The sequence below is a fragment of the Gillisia marina genome (genome assembly GCF_000258765.1).
Taxonomy (GTDB): domain Bacteria; phylum Bacteroidota; class Bacteroidia; order Flavobacteriales; family Flavobacteriaceae; genus Gillisia; species Gillisia marina.
The window spans coordinates 58,063-76,880 of the sequence record NZ_AJLT01000003.1 but is presented as its reverse complement, the minus strand read 5'-3'; the positions used below and the strand labels follow the sequence as shown (position 1 = coordinate 76,880).

Sequence of the window (18,818 nt, the reverse complement as noted above, 5' to 3'; positions counted from 1 at the left end):
TCTTATAAAGTATTGAGTATGGAGATATGAGTATTGAGTTCTAATTTCTCAATACCATGAGCTCTGTACTATTTATAACTTCTTGTTTTCAATTCAATGTTTTCAAATATCAATTCTTCTTTATGAAGGACTGCATCACTTGGTTTTCCTGTATATTCCCAAGCAGCTACATACTTAAAGTTTTCATCATCTCTAAGCGCTTCTCCGTCTGGGGTTTGATATTCTTCTCTAAAATGCCCTCCACAAGATTCCTCTCTATGTAATGCATCTTTTGCGAAAAGCTCTCCCAATTCAAGGAAATCTGCCACTCTTCCTGCCTTTTCTAACTCCGCATTTTTAGTGTTTGCAGTTCCAGGAATTTTAACATTTTTCCAGAAATCCTCACGCAATTCTGCAATTTCATGAATTGCTTCGTTTAGTTCTTTTGCATTCCTGGACATTCCACATTTGTTCCACATGATCTTACCTAATTTCTTATGGTAAAAATCTACAGAATGTTGTCCAGAGGCATTCATTAATTTGTTGATTCTATCGGTCACTTCCTTTTCAGCAGTGTCAAATTCCACAGAATCCGTAGGGATTTTTCCTGTTCTAATATCATTAGAAAGATAATCCCCAATAGTGTAAGGCAATACGAAATACCCGTCTGCAAGACCTTGCATTAATGCAGAAGCACCTAATCTATTTGCTCCGTGATCGGAGAAGTTTGCCTCTCCTGTAGAATAACATCCAGGGATCGTAGTTTGTAAGTTATAATCTACCCAAAGACCACCCATTGTATAGTGCACCGCAGGATAAATCATCATAGGAGTTTTATATGGATTCTGATCTACGATCTTCTCGTACATCTGAAATAAATTCCCGTATTTAGACTCCACAACTTCTTTCCCTAAGTTATATACTTCTTCTTTTGAAGGATTTTTATGTCCGGAAGTAAATGCTTTCTCTTTTCCGTAGCGCTCAATAGCACTAGCGAAATCCAAATACACAGCTTCCCCTGTTTTATTCACTCCAAAACCAGCATCACAACGCTCTTTTGCAGCTCTCGAAGCAACATCACGTGGCACCAAATTTCCAAAAGCAGGATATCTTCTCTCTAAATAATAATCTCTTTCTTCTTCTGAAAGATCTGTTGGCTTTTTCTTACCAGCACGAATCGCTTCAGCATCTTCTATTTTCTTCGGAACCCAGATTCTTCCATCATTTCGAAGAGATTCAGACATCAAAGTTAATTTAGATTGATGATCTCCAGAAACCGGAATACAAGTTGGGTGAATTTGTGTATAACATGGGTTTGCAAAATATGCCCCTCTACGGTGCGCTCTCCAAGCAGCCATCACATTACTTCCCATAGCATTTGTAGATAAGAAGAATACGTTTCCGTATCCACCTGAAGCCAATACTACTGCATGAGCAGAATGGCGCTCGATTGCTCCGGTTACCATATCTCTTGCAATAATTCCTCTAGCTTTTCCATCTACAAGAACCACATCCATCATCTCATGACGGTTATAAGCTGTAATTTTTCCTCTATTTATCTGGCGATTCATTGCTGAATATGCCCCTAACAATAACTGCTGCCCTGTTTGTCCTTTAGCATAAAAAGTACGTGAAACCAAAACCCCTCCAAAAGAACGGTTATCAAGCATTCCACCATACTCACGCGCAAAAGGAACTCCTTGAGCAACACATTGATCTATAATATTTCCTGAAACTTCCGCAAGGCGATACACATTCGCTTCCCGAGAACGGTAATCTCCTCCTTTTATAGTGTCGTAAAACAACCTAAAATTAGAATCTCCATCTCCTTGATAATTTTTTGCAGCATTAATTCCCCCTTGAGCAGCAATAGAGTGTGCTCGTCTTGGAGAATCCTGATAACAAAATGTTTTTACATTATATCCAAGTTCAGCTAAAGTAGCTGCTGCGCTACCTCCGGCTAAACCGGTACCTATCATAATAACATCAATATTACGCTTATTCGCAGGGTTAACTAAGTTGATATTATTCTTATAATTACTCCACTTATCTTCAAGTGGCCCCTTTGGTATCTTTGAATCTAAAATTGACATAAATCTTACCTATTAAAGGTTATTAATATAATGAAATAGCGCTATAAAAATGAATCCTAACGGAATAATAATAGCGTAACCAACTGTGAATTTTCTTATTCCCTCAGAGTACTTATTGTTAACACCCATAGATTGAAATGAAGATGAAAAGCCGTGTAATAAGTGAAGCATTAAGAATACAAATGAGATCACATATAATCCGGTTCTCACCGGGCTCACAAATTTAGCAACTAACTCTCCATAGTATCTTGTAGGATCTTCCGGGTGAGACTCTATATATTTATGAACCAATTCCGGCACCCAGAAATCATAAAAGTGAAGCCCTAAGAAAGCTAAAACCACAGCTCCCGAATAAATCATATTTCTAGACATCCAACTAGAATTAGCGCTTCCGTTGTATCTCACATAACTTTTAGTTCTAGCATTTCTATTCTGAATTTCCAATACGAAACCCATTACAAAATGAAATACAACACCAAAAATAAGTATTGGCTGTAAAATCGCTTGCACCAAGAAATTGGTTCCCATAAAGTGAGAAATCTCATTAAAAACATCGGGACTTATTACCGAAGTAAAATTAATAGTGAAATGTTGTGCTAAGAATAGAACTAAGAAAAGTCCTGATAAGGCCATAGCAAACTTTTTTGCTACTGAAGATTTTAGTAATCCACCCATTGGTTTGGTTATTTTATAAAATTTTAACAGCAAAAATACACTTGAAAATAGTTTCCCACAAACTTTCCAAGGTATTTCAATGCCAATTTAGAACTAATTCAAAGTACTTTAGCTTTTGTTGAACTTAGTTGATTAAAGAATTTAAATATACGCTTGTCCACTAGCCTTAAAAATTTAAGCAGTACAATAAAACCTCAGAATAAACATGTTTCATTTGCTTTTTAGAAAAACTTAACTGCTTCTAAGTTTCATTTTTAGTAATTTCAGTACTTCATAATCAACCTCAGCATATATTCAATTTTCCTATGGAGTTTATAGACTATTATAAAATCTTAGAATTAGATAAATCTGCAACAAAAGCAGATGTTAAAAAAGCATATAGAAGACTTGCTCGAAAATACCACCCGGATCTTAATCCCGGCGACGATAGTGCCAAAAAACGGTTCCAACAAATAAATGAAGCGAATGAAGTATTAAGCGATCCCGAAAAGCGAAAGAAATATGATGAATACGGGAAAGATTGGCAACATGCCGAGCATTTTGAGCAACAAAAACAGCAAAGAAGACATACGCAAGGTGGATTTGGAGGTTTTGGTGGCGGACAAGGACAATCCTATTCCGGTAGTTTTGACAATGATATGTTCTCTGATTTTTTCGAACAAATGTTTGGTGGTGGTGCCAGAACTCGGGGAACAGGAAGATCCCCACAATTTAAAGGGCAGGATTTTAATGCAGAGCTTCAATTAAAACTGTCTGATGTTTATACCAGCCATAAGCAAACACTTACCGTAAACGGAAAGAATATACGAATTACAATTCCTGCGGGAGTGGAGAATGGTCAAACCATAAAGATAACAGGGCATGGTGGTCCAGGAGTACAAGGAGGTCCAAAAGGAGATCTATTAATTACTTTTAAGATTGTTAACGACACTAAGTTTAAGAGAGAAAAAGAGAATCTATATAGCAATGTAGATCTAGATTTTTATACAGCCCTACTTGGTGGAGAGGTTACTGTAGATACTTTTAATGGAAAAGCTAAACTCACTGTTAAACCGGAAACCCAAAATGGCACTCGTGTTAAATTAAAAGGAAAAGGTTTTCCAAAATATAAGAAAGAAGGACAATTTGGAGATTTATTTATCACCTACAACATCAAAATCCCTAAGAATCTATCTTCAAAAGAAAAGGAATTGTATACCGAATTACAAAAACTACGCTCATGAACTTAGATAAATTAATTGCAACCGAAGAGCTTTGTGAACGCTATAGTGTTGAGCATACTTTTATTAGATCTTTAAATAACAGTGGCCTTCTGGAAGTAATCACCGTAGAAAAAAGGGAATATGTACACTGTGATAAAATGGCAGATTTTGAGAAAATGTTGCGACTGCACTATGACCTTGAAATCAATCTTGAGGGCTTAGAAGCAATTAAACATTTATTAGAAAAATTAAACGATTTAAAGAAGGAAAATTTAGCGCTTCGAAATAGATTGGAAATTTACGAGTAGTCAATTGTTAAAGAAAACAAAAGTCTTTTACGCTTAGTTTAACAGCTTTTGATTTTATCTTTTTTAGCTTTGTGTTTTCTCATTAAAATTAGAATTCATATAATTTCTGAATTCACCAAAATCTCAATATTTTTATGAAATACGATTTAATAGACAACTCACTTTATACTAAAAACCGCAAAAACTTCATGTCTAAAATGAAGCCTAATAGTCTGGCGGTGTTCAACTCTAACGATATTTACCCAATAAGTGCAGATAGCACGATGCCGTTTCAACAAGCGCGAGATATTTTTTATTTAAGTGGTGTAGACCAAGATAAGAGCATTTTAGTATTGTTTCCGGATGCTCCCAATAAAAAGCATCGAGAAATTCTTTTTCTAACTGAAACCAATGACCACATAGCAGTTTGGGAAGGTGAAAAATTAACTAAGGAGAAAGCCTTTGAAACCAGCGGAATTAAAACCGTGTATTGGCTTAAAGAATTCGAAAAGGTGTTTTTCGAGATCATGACCCAATCTGAAACTATATATTTTAATACCAACGAGCATTACCGCGCTAATGTGGAAACTCAAACCAGAGAAGCTAGATTTATAGAGTGGTGTAAACAAAAATATCCTGCGCATCAGGTAGCTAAGAGTAATCCAATCCTTCAGCGATTGCGTTCTGTAAAAGACCCAATTGAATTGGATCTAATGCAAAAAGCTTGTGATATTACAGAAAAAGCTTTCCGAAGAACTTTAGGATTTGTAAAGCCGGGAGTTTGGGAATATAATATTGAAGCAGAAATGATGCATGAATTCTTGAACAATCGCTCTCAAGGATTTGCATATACCCCAATTATCGCAAGCGGGAACAGTGCAAATGTGTTGCATTATGTAGAGAACAATCAACAATGTAAGGCTGGAGATCTTATTTTGCTGGATACAGGAGCAGAATATGCCAATTATTCCAGCGATATGTCTAGAACTATTCCAGTTTCAGGAAAGTTTACAGCAAGACAAAAGGAAGTTTACAATGCTGTGAATAGAGTGAAGAACGATGCACAAAAAATGTTGGTTCCCGGAACCATTTGGGCAGATTACCATGTGGAAGTTGGAAAATTAATGACTTCTGAGCTTTTAGGGCTTGGATTATTGGATAAAGCCGATGTAAAGAATGAGGATCCGGATTGGCCTGCTTACAAGAAGTATTTTATGCATGGGACTTCTCACCACATAGGTTTAGACACGCATGATTATGGAATTTTAACTGAGCCTATGCAGGCAAATCAGGTATTTACGGTAGAGCCTGGAATTTATATCCCTGCGGAAGGCTTTGGAATTAGACTGGAAGATGATTTAGTGATTCAGGAAAAAGGAGAGCCTTTCAACTTGATGCGCAATATTCCTATTGAAGCAGATGAGATCGAAGATTTGATGAACTCTTAGAGTCTTATATTATTATAAAGTGGAGCCTGTTGAAATTAATTTTGACAGGCTTATTTTTAAGGATGTGTTCTAGGATTTTGAAAGACCCTTCGACTCCGCTCAGGGAGACAAAACAAATGTCACATCGAGCGTCCCGATATCTATCGGGATCGAGATGTTTTTTTAGAAATGATGTCAGGTTGAGCCTGTCGAAACCGGGTTTCTACCCATCATATTTCGACAAGCTCAATATGACAAGCTTATAAAAATGAAAATTGATTCCAAAACCACTTCAGCTAGAGGCTTTAACCATACTAGTTTTGCGCTCATAAAAATAACTCCCGAAAAACGCCAATGTGGAAGGGATTAACCATCCTAACCCATATTCAGATAAAGGGATGTAAAGTTGAAGCTTAGAGAACAGTTCTTCAGAAACCACATACTTCAAAGCATCGGGAAGACTAAAAATCGATGTCGCGATCACTACAGAAGTCATTATCAATTTAGTTATAAAGTCGGGTGGCATCACATTCAGCAAGATTAGAACAATGGTGAGAGGATAAATAAGGAGCAAAACAGGTAAAGCAATTTCGATGATCGCATTTACTGACAATGCACCTATAACGACCCCTAATAAGCATGCTATAAATACCGTTACTGGATATGCATAAGGTTTATTTATACGCTCCGCCATGAAATCTGCTGTTCCGGTTACAATTCCCACAGCGGTTGTAAAGCAAGCTAAGGCTACCAAAAATGCTAAGCTCATTTGAGCCACACCTCCTAAATTCAAGAAACTAATTCCGGATAATAAATCGGTTCTGGTAACGTCCTGCGGGAATTCAGAATTTACCATAGCGCCATTATAAATAAGTCCGCCATAAACCAACAACAACCCTAATCCGGCCAATACTGCTGCGAGGCTTATTATCTGCTTAATTTCTAAAGGAGAATCATATCCCTTCAATTTTACCGAAATAATAATTACTCCTCCCACCAACAATGCGGCAATCGCATCAAAAGTTTGATAGCCTTCAAAGAATCCAGACAAAATAGGGAGCTCTGTTAGATTGGATCCCATGGGTTTATATTCAGTAAAAAATCCGGAAAAAATAATCGCAAGCAAGAGTAATAGTATAGCAGGAGTGAGGAATTTCCCAATATTATTGATTACTGTAGAGCGTTTAATCACAAAAACAAAAACCAACAAAAAATAAATAACACTTGTTGTAAGTGGCGAAATATCGAAGAAAGGTGCTATTGCTATCTCATGAGTAACTGCTGCGGTTCTGGGTCCGGGTAGCGCCACACTTATTAAATAGATAAACACACAGAATATCAAACTAAAGATGGGTGAGATCTTTTCAGCAAAACTGAACATGCTTCCCTGTAATCGAGCATGGGCAAAGATTCCAAGTAAAGGCAATCCTACGGCAGAGAGTACAAATCCTAAGGCCACTAAATACCATTGTGATCCTGCTAGAAATCCTAAAAAAGGAGGCAATATTAAATTTCCGGCTCCAAAGAATAAAGCAAACAGAGCGAAGCCCACTATTAAACCTTCTTTTGTGAATTTCATACGCCCGACTGAATTTTTATAATATATTGTGGAAATGATACAAATGTATAAAAATACCCCACTCTTTTACCGTTCTGCAGGAATTGGGAATCCACTGGTGCTTTTGCATGGTTTTTTAGAAAGCAGTTCTATTTGGGATCCTTTTATTGATGAGCTTTCAGAAAAAAGACAGGTGATAAGCATAGATCTTCCCGGGCATGGAAAATCTGGAAATGTAGGAGAGATTCACAGCATGGAACTCATGGCAGATGCGGTTCATGAAATATTAGTTCATCTTCAGATTAATAAAGCAACCTTTCTGGGGCATTCAATGGGAGGATATGTGAGTTTGGAATTTTGTAGAAAATTTCCTATCATGACCCAAGGCCTTGTTTTATTGAATTCTACGCCGGAAGCCGATTCTGAAGAAAGGAAGAAAAACAGAGACCGATCGATAAAAATTATTAGAAAGAATAAATCGTCCTATATAAGTATGGCTATCTCTAATTTATTGAGTAAAAAAAATAGTAAACGCTATTTAGAGCAGATTGAAAATTTAAAAAATGAAGCGATGACCTTTTCTGAAGATGGAATTATTGCTTCTTTAGAAGGTATGAAAATTCGTACAGACAATAAAGAGGTATTAGCCCGTTTTAAGGGTGCTAAATTTTTGATCTCCGGAACTCAAGATCCAATCCTTGAAATTATTGATATTGAAAGTATTGCAGATAGGTGCAATTGCAATCTATTTACTCTAGATGGAGGACATCTATCCTTTATAGAAAATAAAAAAGAACTATTATCGATCATGCACTTTATCGATTAATTAACACATTATGTCGATTAATTAACTTTTTTTTAATACATTTAAATTTACAACCAAGAAAATTAACCTAAATGAAGTCACAAACCCCAAAAACATTTTCGTTCGCCGAAGCGTTTTGCAGCATCTTTGGACACCAACTAAAGGTTTCAAAAAATGTAACAGAGCACATCCATGAATATCAATGTGCTAAGTGCGGCATGGAAATGACGGATACCGCCAATGGTATTTTGGCGCAGTTAACCCCAAAATTTAAAGAAACCAATAAGTATTTAGCCAATTTTTACAAAAGAAGACGCAGAAGCAGACAGCGCCACTTTGCAAACGCATCTTAGTCCTCTTCTTCATTTTCCATAGCATTCCAGCCTTTCGCAATTAAAGGAATCTTGGTATTGCTTCTAGTAATTAAATGCATTCCTTCATTTTCTTCAGTCATGTGACCTATAATTGAAAAATTAGGATTCGCCTTGATTTTTTCAAAGTCGGTTTGAGAAACCGTGAAAAGCAATTCATAATCTTCACCCCCGCTTAATGCTATTGTGGTGCTATCTATATTAAATTCCTCACATACTGCAATTACAGATGGATCCAACGGAATTTTATTTTCAAACAAATTGACACCAGTCTTAGAGTTCTTACATAAATGCATAATTTCTGAAGATAATCCGTCACTTATATCGATCATAGAAGTAGGTTTTACCTCTAAAGATTTCAATAATCCGGAAATATCTTTTCTAGCTTCCGGCTTCAATTGTCTTTCAATTAAATAGGTGTAGGAATCAAGGTCTGGCTGTGAATTTGGATTCACTTTAAAAACCTCTTTTTCACGTTCTAAAATTTGTAAGCCCATATAAGCTGCACCAAGATCTCCGGTAACTACCAACAAATCGTTTGGTTTGGCGCCACTTCTATAAACCACATCTTCCTTAGCCACAGCCCCAACTGCGGTAATGCTAATTAAAAGTCCTTTAGTAGAAGAAGTGGTATCTCCCCCAACAACATCTATATTATATAGCTTTGCAGCCAATTCTATACCTGCATATAATTCCTCCAAAGCTTCCACCGGAAACCTATTAGAACATGCAATCCCAACGGTTATTTGGGTTGCAACACCATTCATAGCATAAACATCAGATAGATTTACCATTACCGCTTTATAACCCAAATGTTTTAAAGGCATGTAAGATAGATCGAAATGCACTCCTTCTACCAACAAATCTGTAGTAAGGATAGCTTGTTTTCCTTCAAAATTTAGAACAGCAGCATCATCTCCAATTCCTTTAATAGTGGATGGTAATTTACTTCCCAAATTTTTGGTTAAAAGGTCTATTAAACCAAATTCTCCTAATTCTGAAAGTTTTGTTCTACTTTGTTGACTATCTTCTAGCATGATATTTCAATTTTGAAAGTGCAAAATAACTGAATATTCTCTCAAAAATCATGGTTTTAATAGCATTTGTGATTTTAAGATGGGCTGAATCAACCTTAATTAATGTGGAATAATTCAGTGAAAATTACTGAAATAGCTCATTAGACTTGCCTATATCTCCATTCTTAAAACAAATCTTACAGCTATGGTAAACCGCTTGTTTTGTAGTATATTTGCAGCAAATTAGGACTAATCTTTTAAGTATGATAAAGGTAAGCGAAGACGCAAAAAAAAAGGATAGCAATGCTTATGACCGATGAAGGTTATAATGCTATTACAGACTTTGTGCGCGTTGGTGTGAAAAGTGGAGGTTGCTCAGGATTATCTTACGAATTGAAGTTTGATAAATCCCAACAGGAAACCGATAGACTTTTTACAGATAACGATGTAAAAATTGTTGTCGATAAAAAAAGTGTGTTATATCTGGCAGGAACAATTTTAGAATATTCCGGCGGACTTAACGGCAAGGGTTTTGTGTTCAATAACCCGAACGCACAACGTACTTGCGGCTGTGGTGAAAGTTTTTCATTATAAAAGCAAAAGAGTTAAAAAGATAAAGAGATAATAGGTAATGGAGAGGTTTAAAACTTTTGAAGACTTAGAAGTATATAAAAAGTCCATCTCCTTTACTGTTCAGATTTACGAAATATTAAAAAGTGACAAATTAAGTAAAGAGTTTTCTTTAAACGATCAGCTTAAAAGAGCAACTCTTTCTATAACAAATAATATTGCTGAAGGATTTGAAAGAGATACCGATAAAGAATATATCAGATTTCTATATTTTTCTAAAGCCTCAGCAGGAGAAGTTAGGAATATTTTAAATGTGATGATGGAAATTAATCTACTTGATGAAAAAATTTATTTCGAATTAAGAAGATTAATAATTGAAATTTCAAAACAATTATCCAATTACATTCAATTTATTAGAAAGAGAGCAAGTTAATTTTAACTTTTTCCCTTTTTAACTTATTAACTGAAATTAAAAATATGGCATATACTGAAGACGATTTAAAGAAGGAGCTTGAAACCAAAGAGTATGAGTATGGCTTTTATACCGATTTAAAATCGGAGACTTTCCCGATTGGCTTAAATGAAGATATCGTTCGAGCGATTTCTAAGAAAAAAGAGGAGCCGGAATGGATGACCAATTGGAGATTAGAAGCTTTTCGCGAATGGGAAAAAATGATTGAGCCGGAATGGGCGAATGTTCATTACGCTAAACCAGATTTTCAAGCAATCTCTTATTATTCTGCACCACAAACTGTAGATCCAAATAAAACATTAGACGATGTAGATCCAGATTTACTAGCGATGTACAAGAAACTAGGGATTTCTGTAGATGAGCAAAAGAAGATGAATAATGTTGCTATGGATGTAGTGGTAGATTCCGTTTCGGTTGCAACTACGTTCAAGAAAACCTTAGGTGAAAAAGGAATTATTTTTATGAGTATTTCTGAAGCTATTAAAGAGCATCCAGAACTTGTGAAAAAATATATTGGGACTGTAGTTCCTAAAAAAGATAATTTTTATGCAGCATTAAATTCAGCTGTATTTAGTGATGGTTCTTTCTGCTACATTCCAAAAGGCGTGAAATGTCCGATGGAACTTTCTACCTATTTCAGAATAAATCAAGCAGGAACAGGGCAGTTTGAAAGAACACTTTTGATAGCAGATGAAGGTAGTTATGTGAGTTACCTTGAAGGTTGTACTGCTCCATCCAGAGACGAAAATCAGTTACACGCTGCCGTTGTAGAGCTTATCGCATTAGATGATGCAGAAATAAAATATTCTACGGTTCAAAACTGGTATCCTGGAAATAAAGAAGGAAAAGGTGGAGTTTATAACTTTGTGACCAAACGTGGAATTTGCGAGAAGAATGCGAAGATCTCTTGGACACAAGTAGAAACAGGATCTGCGGTTACCTGGAAATATCCTTCTTGTATCTTAAAAGGAGATAACTCTATTGGTGAGTTCTACTCTATTGCTGTAACTAACAATTATCAGCAAGCAGATACCGGAACTAAAATGATCCACTTAGGGAAGAATACTAAAAGTACTATTATCTCTAAAGGGATCTCTGCAGGGAAATCTCAGAATTCTTATCGTGGATTGGTTCAAATAAACAGTAGAGCAAACAATGCTCGAAATTTCTCACAATGTGATTCTCTTTTAATGGGGAATCTTTGTGGAGCGCATACCTTCCCATATATCGAAGTAAAAAACAAAACTGCTCAAGTAGAGCATGAGGCAACTACCAGTAAAATTGGGGAAGACCAAATTTTTTACTGTAATCAGCGTGGGATAGATACAGAGAAAGCAATTGCACTTATCGTAAATGGCTTCAGCAAGGAAGTATTGAACAAATTGCCAATGGAATTTGCTGTAGAAGCTCAAAAATTATTGGAAATCTCTCTTGAGGGATCTGTTGGATAAACTTAAAAATGAAGAAATTTCTACTTTTAATAAGCGTTATTTTATTTGCAGTAGCATGCGATAATGAGCCTGAAAAGCAGCCAGAGATGGAAGTTGCTGAAAAAGTAATGGACAGTATTCAGGTGTATCAGGGCAATTTTATTTCTGTTGGAAAATCGGCAGTTTTAAAAGGTGATAAATTTGTGTATCAAGTAAAAATGGATTCGATTGCATTACAACTTACAGATAGCTTGAGTGCTTTTAAAAAAAGATGAAAACAGCATTATTCCAATTAAAGTTAAGGGACAAATTAAAGATAACATACAAGCCACAGGCTATTCAAAATTGATTGAAATAACCGAAGTGGTGGATATAATGGCGAAACCCATTACAGAAAACGAATAAATAATTTATCCGGTTTTCCGGAAAAATATAATAAACACATGCTTAAAATAAAGAATTTACAGGCCAACATAGAGGATAAAGAAATCCTTAAAGGAATTAATTTAGAAATTAATCCGGGAGAAGTTCATGCTATTATGGGACCGAATGGTTCTGGTAAGAGTACACTTTCTTCTGTAATTGCTGGTAAGGAAGAATACACGATGACAGGTGGAGAGATTATGTTTGAAGGAGAAGATCTTTCAGAATTAGATCCGGAAGAAAGAGCTCACAAAGGTATCTTCTTGTCTTTTCAGTATCCTATAGAGATTCCTGGAGTTTCTGTAACAAACTTTATGAAGGCTTCTATTAATGCACATAGAAAAGCGCAAGGTTTAGAAGATATGCCGGCGAAAGATATGTTGAAAATGATTCGTGATAAATCTGAATTGTTAGAAATAGATCGCAAATTTTTATCTCGCTCTCTAAATCAAGGATTTTCCGGAGGAGAGAAAAAGAGAAATGAAATTTTCCAGATGGCTATGTTGAATCCTAAGTTGGCAATTTTGGATGAAACAGATTCAGGATTAGATATCGATGCGCTTAAAGTGGTTGCGAACGGTGTAAATAAATTAAGAAGCGAGGATAATGCTGTGTTGTTAATTACGCATTACCAACGTTTATTGGACTATATAGTTCCAGATTTTGTTCATGTTATGGTAGATGGAAAAATTGTAAAGTCTGGTACAAAAGAATTGGCTTACGAATTGGAAGAAAGAGGTTATGACTGGGTGAAGCAAGAAAAATCGGTTTAAACCTTTTTTTAAGTTGCCTGATTATTAACCAAGTTAAAGAAACGAAAAATGGAATTAAAAGATAAATTACTGTCCTCTTTTATGGCTTTTGAAGAAGCTTTCGATGTGGATACAGATATACATCAATTAAGAAGCGATGCCATCAAGGAATTTGAAACCCTTGGCTTTCCATCTAAAAAAGATGAAGCCTGGAAATACACTTCCCTAAATTCGGTATTAAAATATGATTATAGCGTATTCCCAAAAAAGGAAGATGCTATAGATTATAAGGATATCAAGAAATATCTAATTCATGATATAGATTCTTATAAATTGATTTTTATAGATGGGATCTACTCCTCTCATTTATCGGAGACCACTCACGATAAAATAGATGTTTGTTTGATGTCTTCTGCTTTATCAAAATCTAAGTATAAGCCAATCATAGAGAATTATTTCAACAAAATAGTTCCAAAAAATAGCGGATTAAATGCTTTGAATACTGCTTTTTCTAAAGAAGGTGCGTTTATCCATATTCACAAGAACAAATCGGCAGATAAGCTATTCAAATAATCAATTTTTCAACAGGGAATGAGTCGGCTTTATTGGTTCAGCCTAGAAATCTTATTGTAGTTGGGGAAAATTCTCAGGTACAAATTATTGAAAGACATCAGAGTTTAACAGATCATCCTGTTTTCACGAATTCTGTTACCGAAGTTTTTGCTGAAAAAAGAGCTATTGTAGATTATTATAAGATTCAGAATGACAGAGATTCTGCTTCTTTAATAGACAATACCTTTGTGGAGCAGAAAGAAGAGAGTTATTGCTTTTTACATACCTTTTCTTTCGGCGGAAAATTGACTCGAAATAATTTAAATTTCTATCAAAAAGGAGAGCGATCTGAATCTACTTTAAAAGGAATCACGATTATTGAAGGAAAACAGCATGTAGATCACAACACGCTTGTACACCATACTTCCCCTAATTGTGAAAGTCATCAGGATTATAAAGGCATCTTTGCCGATAATTCAGTTGGAGTTTTCAACGGAAGGGTTATGGTAGATAAAGAAGCACAAAAAATTAACGCATTTCAGTCCAACAATAATATTTTAATGGACGATAAAGCAACTATCAACTCTAAACCTCAGCTGGAGATTTTTGCAGATGATGTTAAATGTAGTCATGGTTGTACTATTGGACAATTAGATGAAGAATCTTTGTTCTACTTGCGTTCTAGAGGAATTCCGTTAAAAGAAGCTCGTGCCCTTTTAATGTATGCCTTTGCAAATAACGTAATGGAAAGTGTGAAAATTCCTGAGATCAAAAAGAGAATTACACATCAAATAGCACTTAAATTAGGTGTGAATTTAGGATATGACCTTTAGTTCTTAAACCCTTCAAATAATTATTTCTCAAGCTAAATTGTACTCTGTATGAAAGTTGTTGCAAATAAAATACCCTTAGACATCGAAAAGATCCGTTTGGACTTCCCTATTTTAAAAAGGAAAGTGAACGGCTACCCTTTGGTGTATTTGGATAATGCAGCTACTTCTCAAACACCACAACAGGTAATAGATGTAATTGTGGATTATTATTCCAGTTATAACGCGAATATTCATAGAGGAGTGCATAGCCTTTCTCAAGAAGCTACAGATAAATACGAAACTGCAAGAAAAAAGATTCAGCAGCATTTTAATGTTGCTAATTCTCACGAGATTATCTTTACTTCCGGGACTACGCATGGAATTAATTTAATAGCAAATGGTTTTGCTCAAGAGTTACAAAAAGGAGATGAAGTAGTAGTTTCTGCATTAGAACATCATTCTAATATTGTGCCTTGGCAAATGCTTTGTGAAAAAACAGGCGCTTCTTTAAAAGTGATTCCTATGAATCACGAAGGAGAATTAGATATGGAAGCTTATCAGGATTTGCTTTCTCCTAATACGAAAATGGTATTTGTAAATCATGTTTCCAATGCACTTGGAACCGTGAACCCTATTGAAGAAATAATTGAAGCTGCTCACAAAGTTGGTGCTGCTGTTCTAGTAGATGGCGCTCAAGCAGCCCCGCACATTAAAGCAGATTTGCAAGCTTTAGATGTAGATTTCTACGTGGTGTCTGCACATAAAATGTGCGGTCCAACAGGAGTCGGAATATTATTCGGAAAGGAAAAGTGGTTAAATAAATTGCCTCCTTATCAAGGTGGCGGCGAAATGATAGCGACGGTTTCTTTTGAAAAAACCACCTATGCAGAACTTCCACATAAATTTGAAGCAGGAACTCCCAACATTTGTGGAGGAATTGCTTTTGGTGCTGCTTTGGATTACATGAATGAAGTTGGCTTCAAAAATATTGCAACTTACGAGGAGCAATTGTTAGCATATGCAACCAAGTGCTTACTAGAGATTGAAGGAGTAAAAATCTATGGGACCTCAGAAGAAAAAACTGCTGTAATTTCCTTCAATATTGAAGGACTTCATCCTTACGATATCGGTACTATCGTAGATAAATTAGGAATTGCTGTTAGAACCGGTCATCACTGTGCGCAGCCGATCATGGACTTCTATAATATTCCAGGAACTGTTCGTGCAAGCTTCTCTTTTTATAACACTTTTGAAGAAGTAGATCTTTTTATTGCTGCTATCAAAAAGGCGAAAATGATGCTTCAATAGTACTGATTACATTCAAATTCGGAAGTATATTTCCCTACCTCTGCTAAGAGTTTAAAATCATCTGTTCTAAAATATTTAAATAGCGTTAATCAAACGTCTTAAGTTTTCGTATTTTACCTTTTCAATTTAAACCGATTCTACTCAAAATCTAATACTATGAAATTTATACTCGTACTTCTATTCCCCATACTAATGGCTGAAACCTGTTCTCAAAATAAGGATCAGGATAAAGATATCAGCTTCACCTACGAAATGATCACTCGTGGTTCCAGAGCGAATTACACACTTAATAAGGAAGACATCAAGGTGGTTAAAAATATGGGCACAGAGACTAAGACTTCAGAAAAAATGACGTCTAAAGATTGGGAGAATTTAATGGATAAAATGAAAGAAGTAGATGTTCCTAACATCCATAAATTAAAACCACCAAGTGATAAAAGGACTTTTGATGGAGCTGCTCATGCAATTCTAACTATTAAGGTTGGAGACGAAGTTTATAAGTCTAATTCTTTCGATCATGGCAATCCTCCTTCAGCTTTAAAACCATTGGTTAAAGCTATACTAAGATTGGGAGAAACAGTTGAATAGCAAAACTTGTTATTGTACTTTTGCATAAAATTACAGGAATGACAATAAAGGAAATACAAGAGGAGATCGTAGATGAATTTTCTATGTTCGACGACTGGATGCAACGTTATGAATATATGATCGAGCTAGGAAAGTCGTTGCCTTTAATAGACGAAAAATATAAAGTTGACGAGAATTTAATAAAAGGTTGTCAAAGTAAAGTTTGGGTTCATGCCGTATTAGAAGGAGATAAACTTGCTTTTACAGCAGATAGTGATGCTATTATTACCAAAGGAATTGTAGCAATTCTTATCCGCGCATATTCCAATCAGCATCCTACAGATATTTTAGATGCCGACACTAAGTTTATAGATGAAATAGGGCTGAAAGAACACCTTTCGCCTACCAGAGCAAATGGTTTGGTTAGTATGATCAAGCAATTAAAAATGTATGCAATCGCATACCAAACGCAATTAGATTAAGATGGAAACAGAAATAAACACTCAGGAATTGGGTGAAAAAATAGTACGAGTTATAAAAACAATTTACGATCCGGAAATTCCTGTAGATATTTACGAGTTGGGACTTATCTACGATGTGATGGTAAATACAGATTACGATGTAAAAATCCTAATGACCCTTACTACGCCTAACTGCCCTGTTGCAGAAACCTTACCTAAAGAAGTAGAAGATAAAGTAAAGTCTATAGATTCTGTGAATGACTGTGAGGTTGAAATTACTTTCGATCCACCTTGGACACAAGATCTAATGAGTGAAGAGGCAAAGCTAGAATTAGGGATGCTCTAACATTAATTAGGCGCATCACCAAGCCTGAATTTTAAAAATATTACCTCACGCTAATCTTGGGGAAATTTATTTTCAGGTTTTTACCGATAGCTCATTTTTCATTTATTTTAAATATAGAATTTCATAATAAAGACCATGTCTACAGAAATTATAAATAGAGTTGCGAATAGCAAGTTAGTAACCTTTGATCTGGAAGATTTCTATCCGCAGGGAGAGCGCGTGTTATTTGACATTAAAGATTGGTTATTGGAAGGTTTAGTATTAAGAGAAACTGTCTTTAGAGAAAAGGCACTAGCACACGATTGGAGCCAGTATCAAGATAAATTTGTAGCTCTAACCTGCTCTACCGATGCTATAATCCCTGCCTGGGCTTATATGCTGCTTTCCACATATTTAAATCCTATCGCGAAAAAAGTAGTAACCGGAGATTTAGAAACCTTGGAATCTATTCTTTATACTGAAATCATTAAAGATTTAGATGTTTCAAATTTAAAAGGAAAACCAGTTATTGTAAAAGGTTGCGCTCATAAACCAGTGCCAAAAAACGCTTATTTATTATTGATTGAAAAATTGCAACCTGTTGCAAAAAGTATCTTATATGGGGAAGCTTGCTCTTCTGTACCATTATTCAAAAACAAAAACGCTTAGATAGAATGAAGAAATTATTACTTGCTTTAGCAGTGTTTGTTACTGCTTCAACTGTAAATGCTCAAGACAAAAAAGAACAAGACACACCGCCAAATGGGTGGTCTAAAAATGGAACAATTCAATTGTTATTGAATCAGTCTGCTTTCAACAAAGAGTGGACCGGTGGGGGAACTTCAAGTATTGCAGGGAATTTAACCCTGAATTACGATTTCAATTATAGAATGAATGACTTTACTTGGGATAATAGAATCCTGGCAAATTATGGTCTTACTAAATTGAAGGACGACGAATTTGCGAGAAAAACGAGTGATAGAATAGAATTGAATTCTATTGCAGGAAAACAGATCCAAGAATCAAAATGGTATTATTCTTATTTTTTGAATTTCAGATCTCAAATGACCAAAGGCTATGAATTTAGCGAGGATGCTGAAACAGGTGAAACCATTAGAACAGAAACTACTCACTTTTTATCTCCCGGATATTTACAAACGGGTCCAGGTTTGCTTTGGAAATATAACGAACATTTAAGCGTGAATATCGCTCCGGCTACAGCCAGACTTATCTTTGTAGATGATAAGTTCACTAGTGTTCCTGGTTATGTGGATGGAGATTATTTTGGCGTAGATGAAGGAAAAGCTACCAGATTCGAGTTTGGAGCATCTGTAGGAGTATATGCTAAAATGTTTTTATTGGAAAATGTAACTGCAGAACATACGTTGAATTTATACTCTAATTATTTGGATAAACCTGGGAATGTAGATATCGATTATTTGCTAAATGTAGAAATGAGCATTAATAAATACCTTTCAGCTAATGTGATTTTCCAAGCAATTTACGACGACAACACTGTTGGCGCTTTTCAAATTAGAGAAGTATTCGGACTAGGAATCAACCATAAGTTTTAAAAATTCTGTCACATTGAGCTTGTCACATTGAGCCTGTCGAAATGTGATGTTATATAATTAAGATCCGGAGCATTTATTGCTCCGGATTTTTTGATTTAATACGATTCTGGAATTCAATTTTTATTTAGAATGCCATCCTGAAGGAAGCATAGCGAACTG

The 18,818-nt window shown here is 35.5% G+C and carries 20 protein-coding genes and 2 pseudogenes; 18 read left to right on the top strand and 4 right to left on the bottom strand.

From position 1 onward, the window contains the following. Positions 1–68 precede the first annotated feature (68 nt). A complete protein-coding gene (locus ON07_RS01130) occupies positions 69–2,072 on the bottom strand; it encodes a fumarate reductase/succinate dehydrogenase flavoprotein subunit (RefSeq protein WP_010227501.1) in 2,004 nt (667 codons plus the stop codon). Positions 2,073–2,084: 12 nt separating this feature from the next. Next, positions 2,085–2,747, bottom strand: coding sequence for a succinate dehydrogenase cytochrome b subunit (locus tag ON07_RS01125; RefSeq protein ID WP_010227500.1), 663 nt, complete (start codon positions 2,745–2,747; stop codon positions 2,085–2,087). A gap of 305 nt (positions 2,748–3,052) precedes the next feature. On the opposite strand from ON07_RS01125, the gene ON07_RS01120 reads away from it, so the two are divergent. From ON07_RS01120 to ON07_RS01110, 3 genes are all read left to right on the top strand, one after another. Next, positions 3,053–3,970, top strand: coding sequence for a DnaJ C-terminal domain-containing protein (locus tag ON07_RS01120; protein ID WP_010227499.1), 918 nt, complete (start codon positions 3,053–3,055; stop codon positions 3,968–3,970). Further along, positions 3,967–4,257, top strand: coding sequence for a chaperone modulator CbpM (locus tag ON07_RS01115; RefSeq protein ID WP_010227498.1), 291 nt, complete (start codon positions 3,967–3,969; stop codon positions 4,255–4,257). The genes ON07_RS01120 and ON07_RS01115 overlap by 4 nt, the downstream gene beginning before the upstream one ends. A gap of 134 nt (positions 4,258–4,391) precedes the next feature. Next, positions 4,392–5,684 (top strand): aminopeptidase P family protein, encoded by a 1,293-nt coding sequence (locus ON07_RS01110; RefSeq protein WP_010227496.1) that lies wholly within the window; start codon positions 4,392–4,394, stop codon positions 5,682–5,684. 271 nt (positions 5,685–5,955) lie between these two features. Here the strand turns inward: ON07_RS01110 and brnQ are convergent, their stop codons facing one another. Beyond that, positions 5,956–7,242: a branched-chain amino acid transport system II carrier protein gene (gene brnQ / locus ON07_RS01105; protein WP_010227495.1), complete on the bottom strand. Its 1,287-nt coding sequence runs from the start codon at positions 7,240–7,242 to the stop codon at positions 5,956–5,958. 43 nt (positions 7,243–7,285) lie between these two features. Between brnQ and ON07_RS01100 the strand changes: the two genes are divergently transcribed. Both ON07_RS01100 and ON07_RS01095 read left to right on the top strand, forming a co-directional pair. Then, positions 7,286–8,047, top strand: coding sequence for an alpha/beta fold hydrolase (locus ON07_RS01100; RefSeq protein WP_010227493.1), 762 nt, complete (start codon positions 7,286–7,288; stop codon positions 8,045–8,047). A gap of 71 nt (positions 8,048–8,118) precedes the next feature. Further along, positions 8,119–8,379, top strand: coding sequence for a hypothetical protein (locus ON07_RS01095; RefSeq protein ID WP_010227491.1), 261 nt, complete (start codon positions 8,119–8,121; stop codon positions 8,377–8,379). Here the strand turns inward: ON07_RS01095 and thiL are convergent. Further along, a complete protein-coding gene (gene thiL, locus ON07_RS01090) occupies positions 8,376–9,434 on the bottom strand; it encodes a thiamine-phosphate kinase (RefSeq protein WP_010227489.1) in 1,059 nt (352 codons plus the stop codon). The two genes, ON07_RS01095 and thiL, sit on opposite strands and share 4 nt — an antisense overlap. Before the next feature lie 242 nt (positions 9,435–9,676). Between thiL and ON07_RS14080 the strand changes: the two are divergent. The 13 genes and pseudogenes from ON07_RS14080 to ON07_RS01030 all read left to right on the top strand — a co-directional run bounded on the left by ON07_RS14080 (position 9,677) and on the right by ON07_RS01030 (position 18,659). Beyond that, positions 9,677–10,007: pseudogene (locus ON07_RS14080) on the top strand (HesB/IscA family protein). Between the two features lie 37 nt (positions 10,008–10,044). After that, positions 10,045–10,416, top strand: coding sequence for a four helix bundle protein (locus ON07_RS01080; RefSeq protein ID WP_010227485.1), 372 nt, complete (start codon positions 10,045–10,047; stop codon positions 10,414–10,416). A 44-nt stretch (positions 10,417–10,460) separates the two neighbouring features. Then, positions 10,461–11,906, top strand: coding sequence for a Fe-S cluster assembly protein SufB (gene sufB, locus ON07_RS01075; protein ID WP_010227482.1), 1,446 nt, complete (start codon positions 10,461–10,463; stop codon positions 11,904–11,906). Between the two features lie 8 nt (positions 11,907–11,914). Beyond that, the gene (locus ON07_RS01070) at positions 11,915–12,160 is read left to right on the top strand and encodes a hypothetical protein (protein WP_010227480.1); all 246 of its coding nucleotides are present in this window, start codon (positions 11,915–11,917) and stop codon (positions 12,158–12,160) included. Then, positions 12,141–12,290 carry a hypothetical protein gene (locus ON07_RS16385; protein ID WP_155807108.1) on the top strand — a complete coding sequence of 50 codons (150 nt, stop codon included), beginning with the start codon at positions 12,141–12,143 and terminating at the stop codon, positions 12,288–12,290. The genes ON07_RS01070 and ON07_RS16385 overlap by 20 nt, the downstream gene beginning before the upstream one ends. Before the next feature lie 38 nt (positions 12,291–12,328). Then, positions 12,329–13,081 (top strand): Fe-S cluster assembly ATPase SufC, encoded by a 753-nt coding sequence (gene sufC, locus ON07_RS01065; protein ID WP_010227478.1) that lies wholly within the window; start codon positions 12,329–12,331, stop codon positions 13,079–13,081. A 48-nt stretch (positions 13,082–13,129) separates the two neighbouring features. Next, a pseudogene (gene sufD, locus ON07_RS14075) lies at positions 13,130–14,445 on the top strand (Fe-S cluster assembly protein SufD). A 48-nt stretch (positions 14,446–14,493) separates the two neighbouring features. Next, positions 14,494–15,732: an aminotransferase class V-fold PLP-dependent enzyme gene (locus tag ON07_RS01055; RefSeq protein WP_010227475.1), complete on the top strand. Its 1,239-nt coding sequence runs from the start codon at positions 14,494–14,496 to the stop codon at positions 15,730–15,732. 156 nt (positions 15,733–15,888) lie between these two features. Further along, positions 15,889–16,320, top strand: coding sequence for a hypothetical protein (locus ON07_RS01050; RefSeq protein WP_155807107.1), 432 nt, complete (start codon positions 15,889–15,891; stop codon positions 16,318–16,320). 38 nt (positions 16,321–16,358) lie between these two features. Next, positions 16,359–16,781 carry a SufE family protein gene (locus ON07_RS01045; RefSeq protein WP_010227471.1) on the top strand — a complete coding sequence of 141 codons (423 nt, stop codon included), beginning with the start codon at positions 16,359–16,361 and terminating at the stop codon, positions 16,779–16,781. 1 nt (position 16,782) lies between these two features. Continuing rightward, positions 16,783–17,106: an SUF system Fe-S cluster assembly protein gene (locus ON07_RS01040; protein ID WP_010227469.1), complete on the top strand. Its 324-nt coding sequence runs from the start codon at positions 16,783–16,785 to the stop codon at positions 17,104–17,106. A 135-nt stretch (positions 17,107–17,241) separates the two neighbouring features. Then, positions 17,242–17,754, top strand: coding sequence for a DUF2480 family protein (locus ON07_RS01035; RefSeq protein ID WP_010227467.1), 513 nt, complete (start codon positions 17,242–17,244; stop codon positions 17,752–17,754). 5 nt (positions 17,755–17,759) lie between these two features. Next, a complete protein-coding gene (locus ON07_RS01030) occupies positions 17,760–18,659 on the top strand; it encodes a DUF3078 domain-containing protein (RefSeq protein ID WP_010227465.1) in 900 nt (299 codons plus the stop codon). The last annotated feature ends 159 nt before the right edge of the window (positions 18,660–18,818 follow it).

Coding starts and splice junctions, on each gene's coding strand:
- ON07_RS01130 (WP_010227501.1), bottom strand. CDS start 2,072: ATGTCAATTTTAGATTCAAAGATACCAAAGGGGCCACTTGAAGATAAG.
- ON07_RS01125 (WP_010227500.1), bottom strand. CDS start 2,747: ATGGGTGGATTACTAAAATCTTCAGTAGCAAAAAAGTTTGCTATGGCC.
- ON07_RS01120 (WP_010227499.1), top strand. CDS start 3,053: ATGGAGTTTATAGACTATTATAAAATCTTAGAATTAGATAAATCTGCA.
- ON07_RS01115 (WP_010227498.1), top strand. CDS start 3,967: ATGAACTTAGATAAATTAATTGCAACCGAAGAGCTTTGTGAACGCTAT.
- ON07_RS01110 (WP_010227496.1), top strand. CDS start 4,392: ATGAAATACGATTTAATAGACAACTCACTTTATACTAAAAACCGCAAA.
- brnQ (WP_010227495.1), bottom strand. CDS start 7,242: ATGAAATTCACAAAAGAAGGTTTAATAGTGGGCTTCGCTCTGTTTGCT.
- ON07_RS01100 (WP_010227493.1), top strand. CDS start 7,286: ATGTATAAAAATACCCCACTCTTTTACCGTTCTGCAGGAATTGGGAAT.
- ON07_RS01095 (WP_010227491.1), top strand. CDS start 8,119: ATGAAGTCACAAACCCCAAAAACATTTTCGTTCGCCGAAGCGTTTTGC.
- thiL (WP_010227489.1), bottom strand. CDS start 9,434: ATGCTAGAAGATAGTCAACAAAGTAGAACAAAACTTTCAGAATTAGGA.
- ON07_RS01080 (WP_010227485.1), top strand. CDS start 10,045: ATGGAGAGGTTTAAAACTTTTGAAGACTTAGAAGTATATAAAAAGTCC.
- sufB (WP_010227482.1), top strand. CDS start 10,461: ATGGCATATACTGAAGACGATTTAAAGAAGGAGCTTGAAACCAAAGAG.
- ON07_RS01070 (WP_010227480.1), top strand. CDS start 11,915: ATGAAGAAATTTCTACTTTTAATAAGCGTTATTTTATTTGCAGTAGCA.
- sufC (WP_010227478.1), top strand. CDS start 12,329: ATGCTTAAAATAAAGAATTTACAGGCCAACATAGAGGATAAAGAAATC.
- ON07_RS01055 (WP_010227475.1), top strand. CDS start 14,494: ATGAAAGTTGTTGCAAATAAAATACCCTTAGACATCGAAAAGATCCGT.
- ON07_RS01050 (WP_155807107.1), top strand. CDS start 15,889: ATGAAATTTATACTCGTACTTCTATTCCCCATACTAATGGCTGAAACC.
- ON07_RS01045 (WP_010227471.1), top strand. CDS start 16,359: ATGACAATAAAGGAAATACAAGAGGAGATCGTAGATGAATTTTCTATG.
- ON07_RS01040 (WP_010227469.1), top strand. CDS start 16,783: ATGGAAACAGAAATAAACACTCAGGAATTGGGTGAAAAAATAGTACGA.
- ON07_RS01035 (WP_010227467.1), top strand. CDS start 17,242: ATGTCTACAGAAATTATAAATAGAGTTGCGAATAGCAAGTTAGTAACC.
- ON07_RS01030 (WP_010227465.1), top strand. CDS start 17,760: ATGAAGAAATTATTACTTGCTTTAGCAGTGTTTGTTACTGCTTCAACT.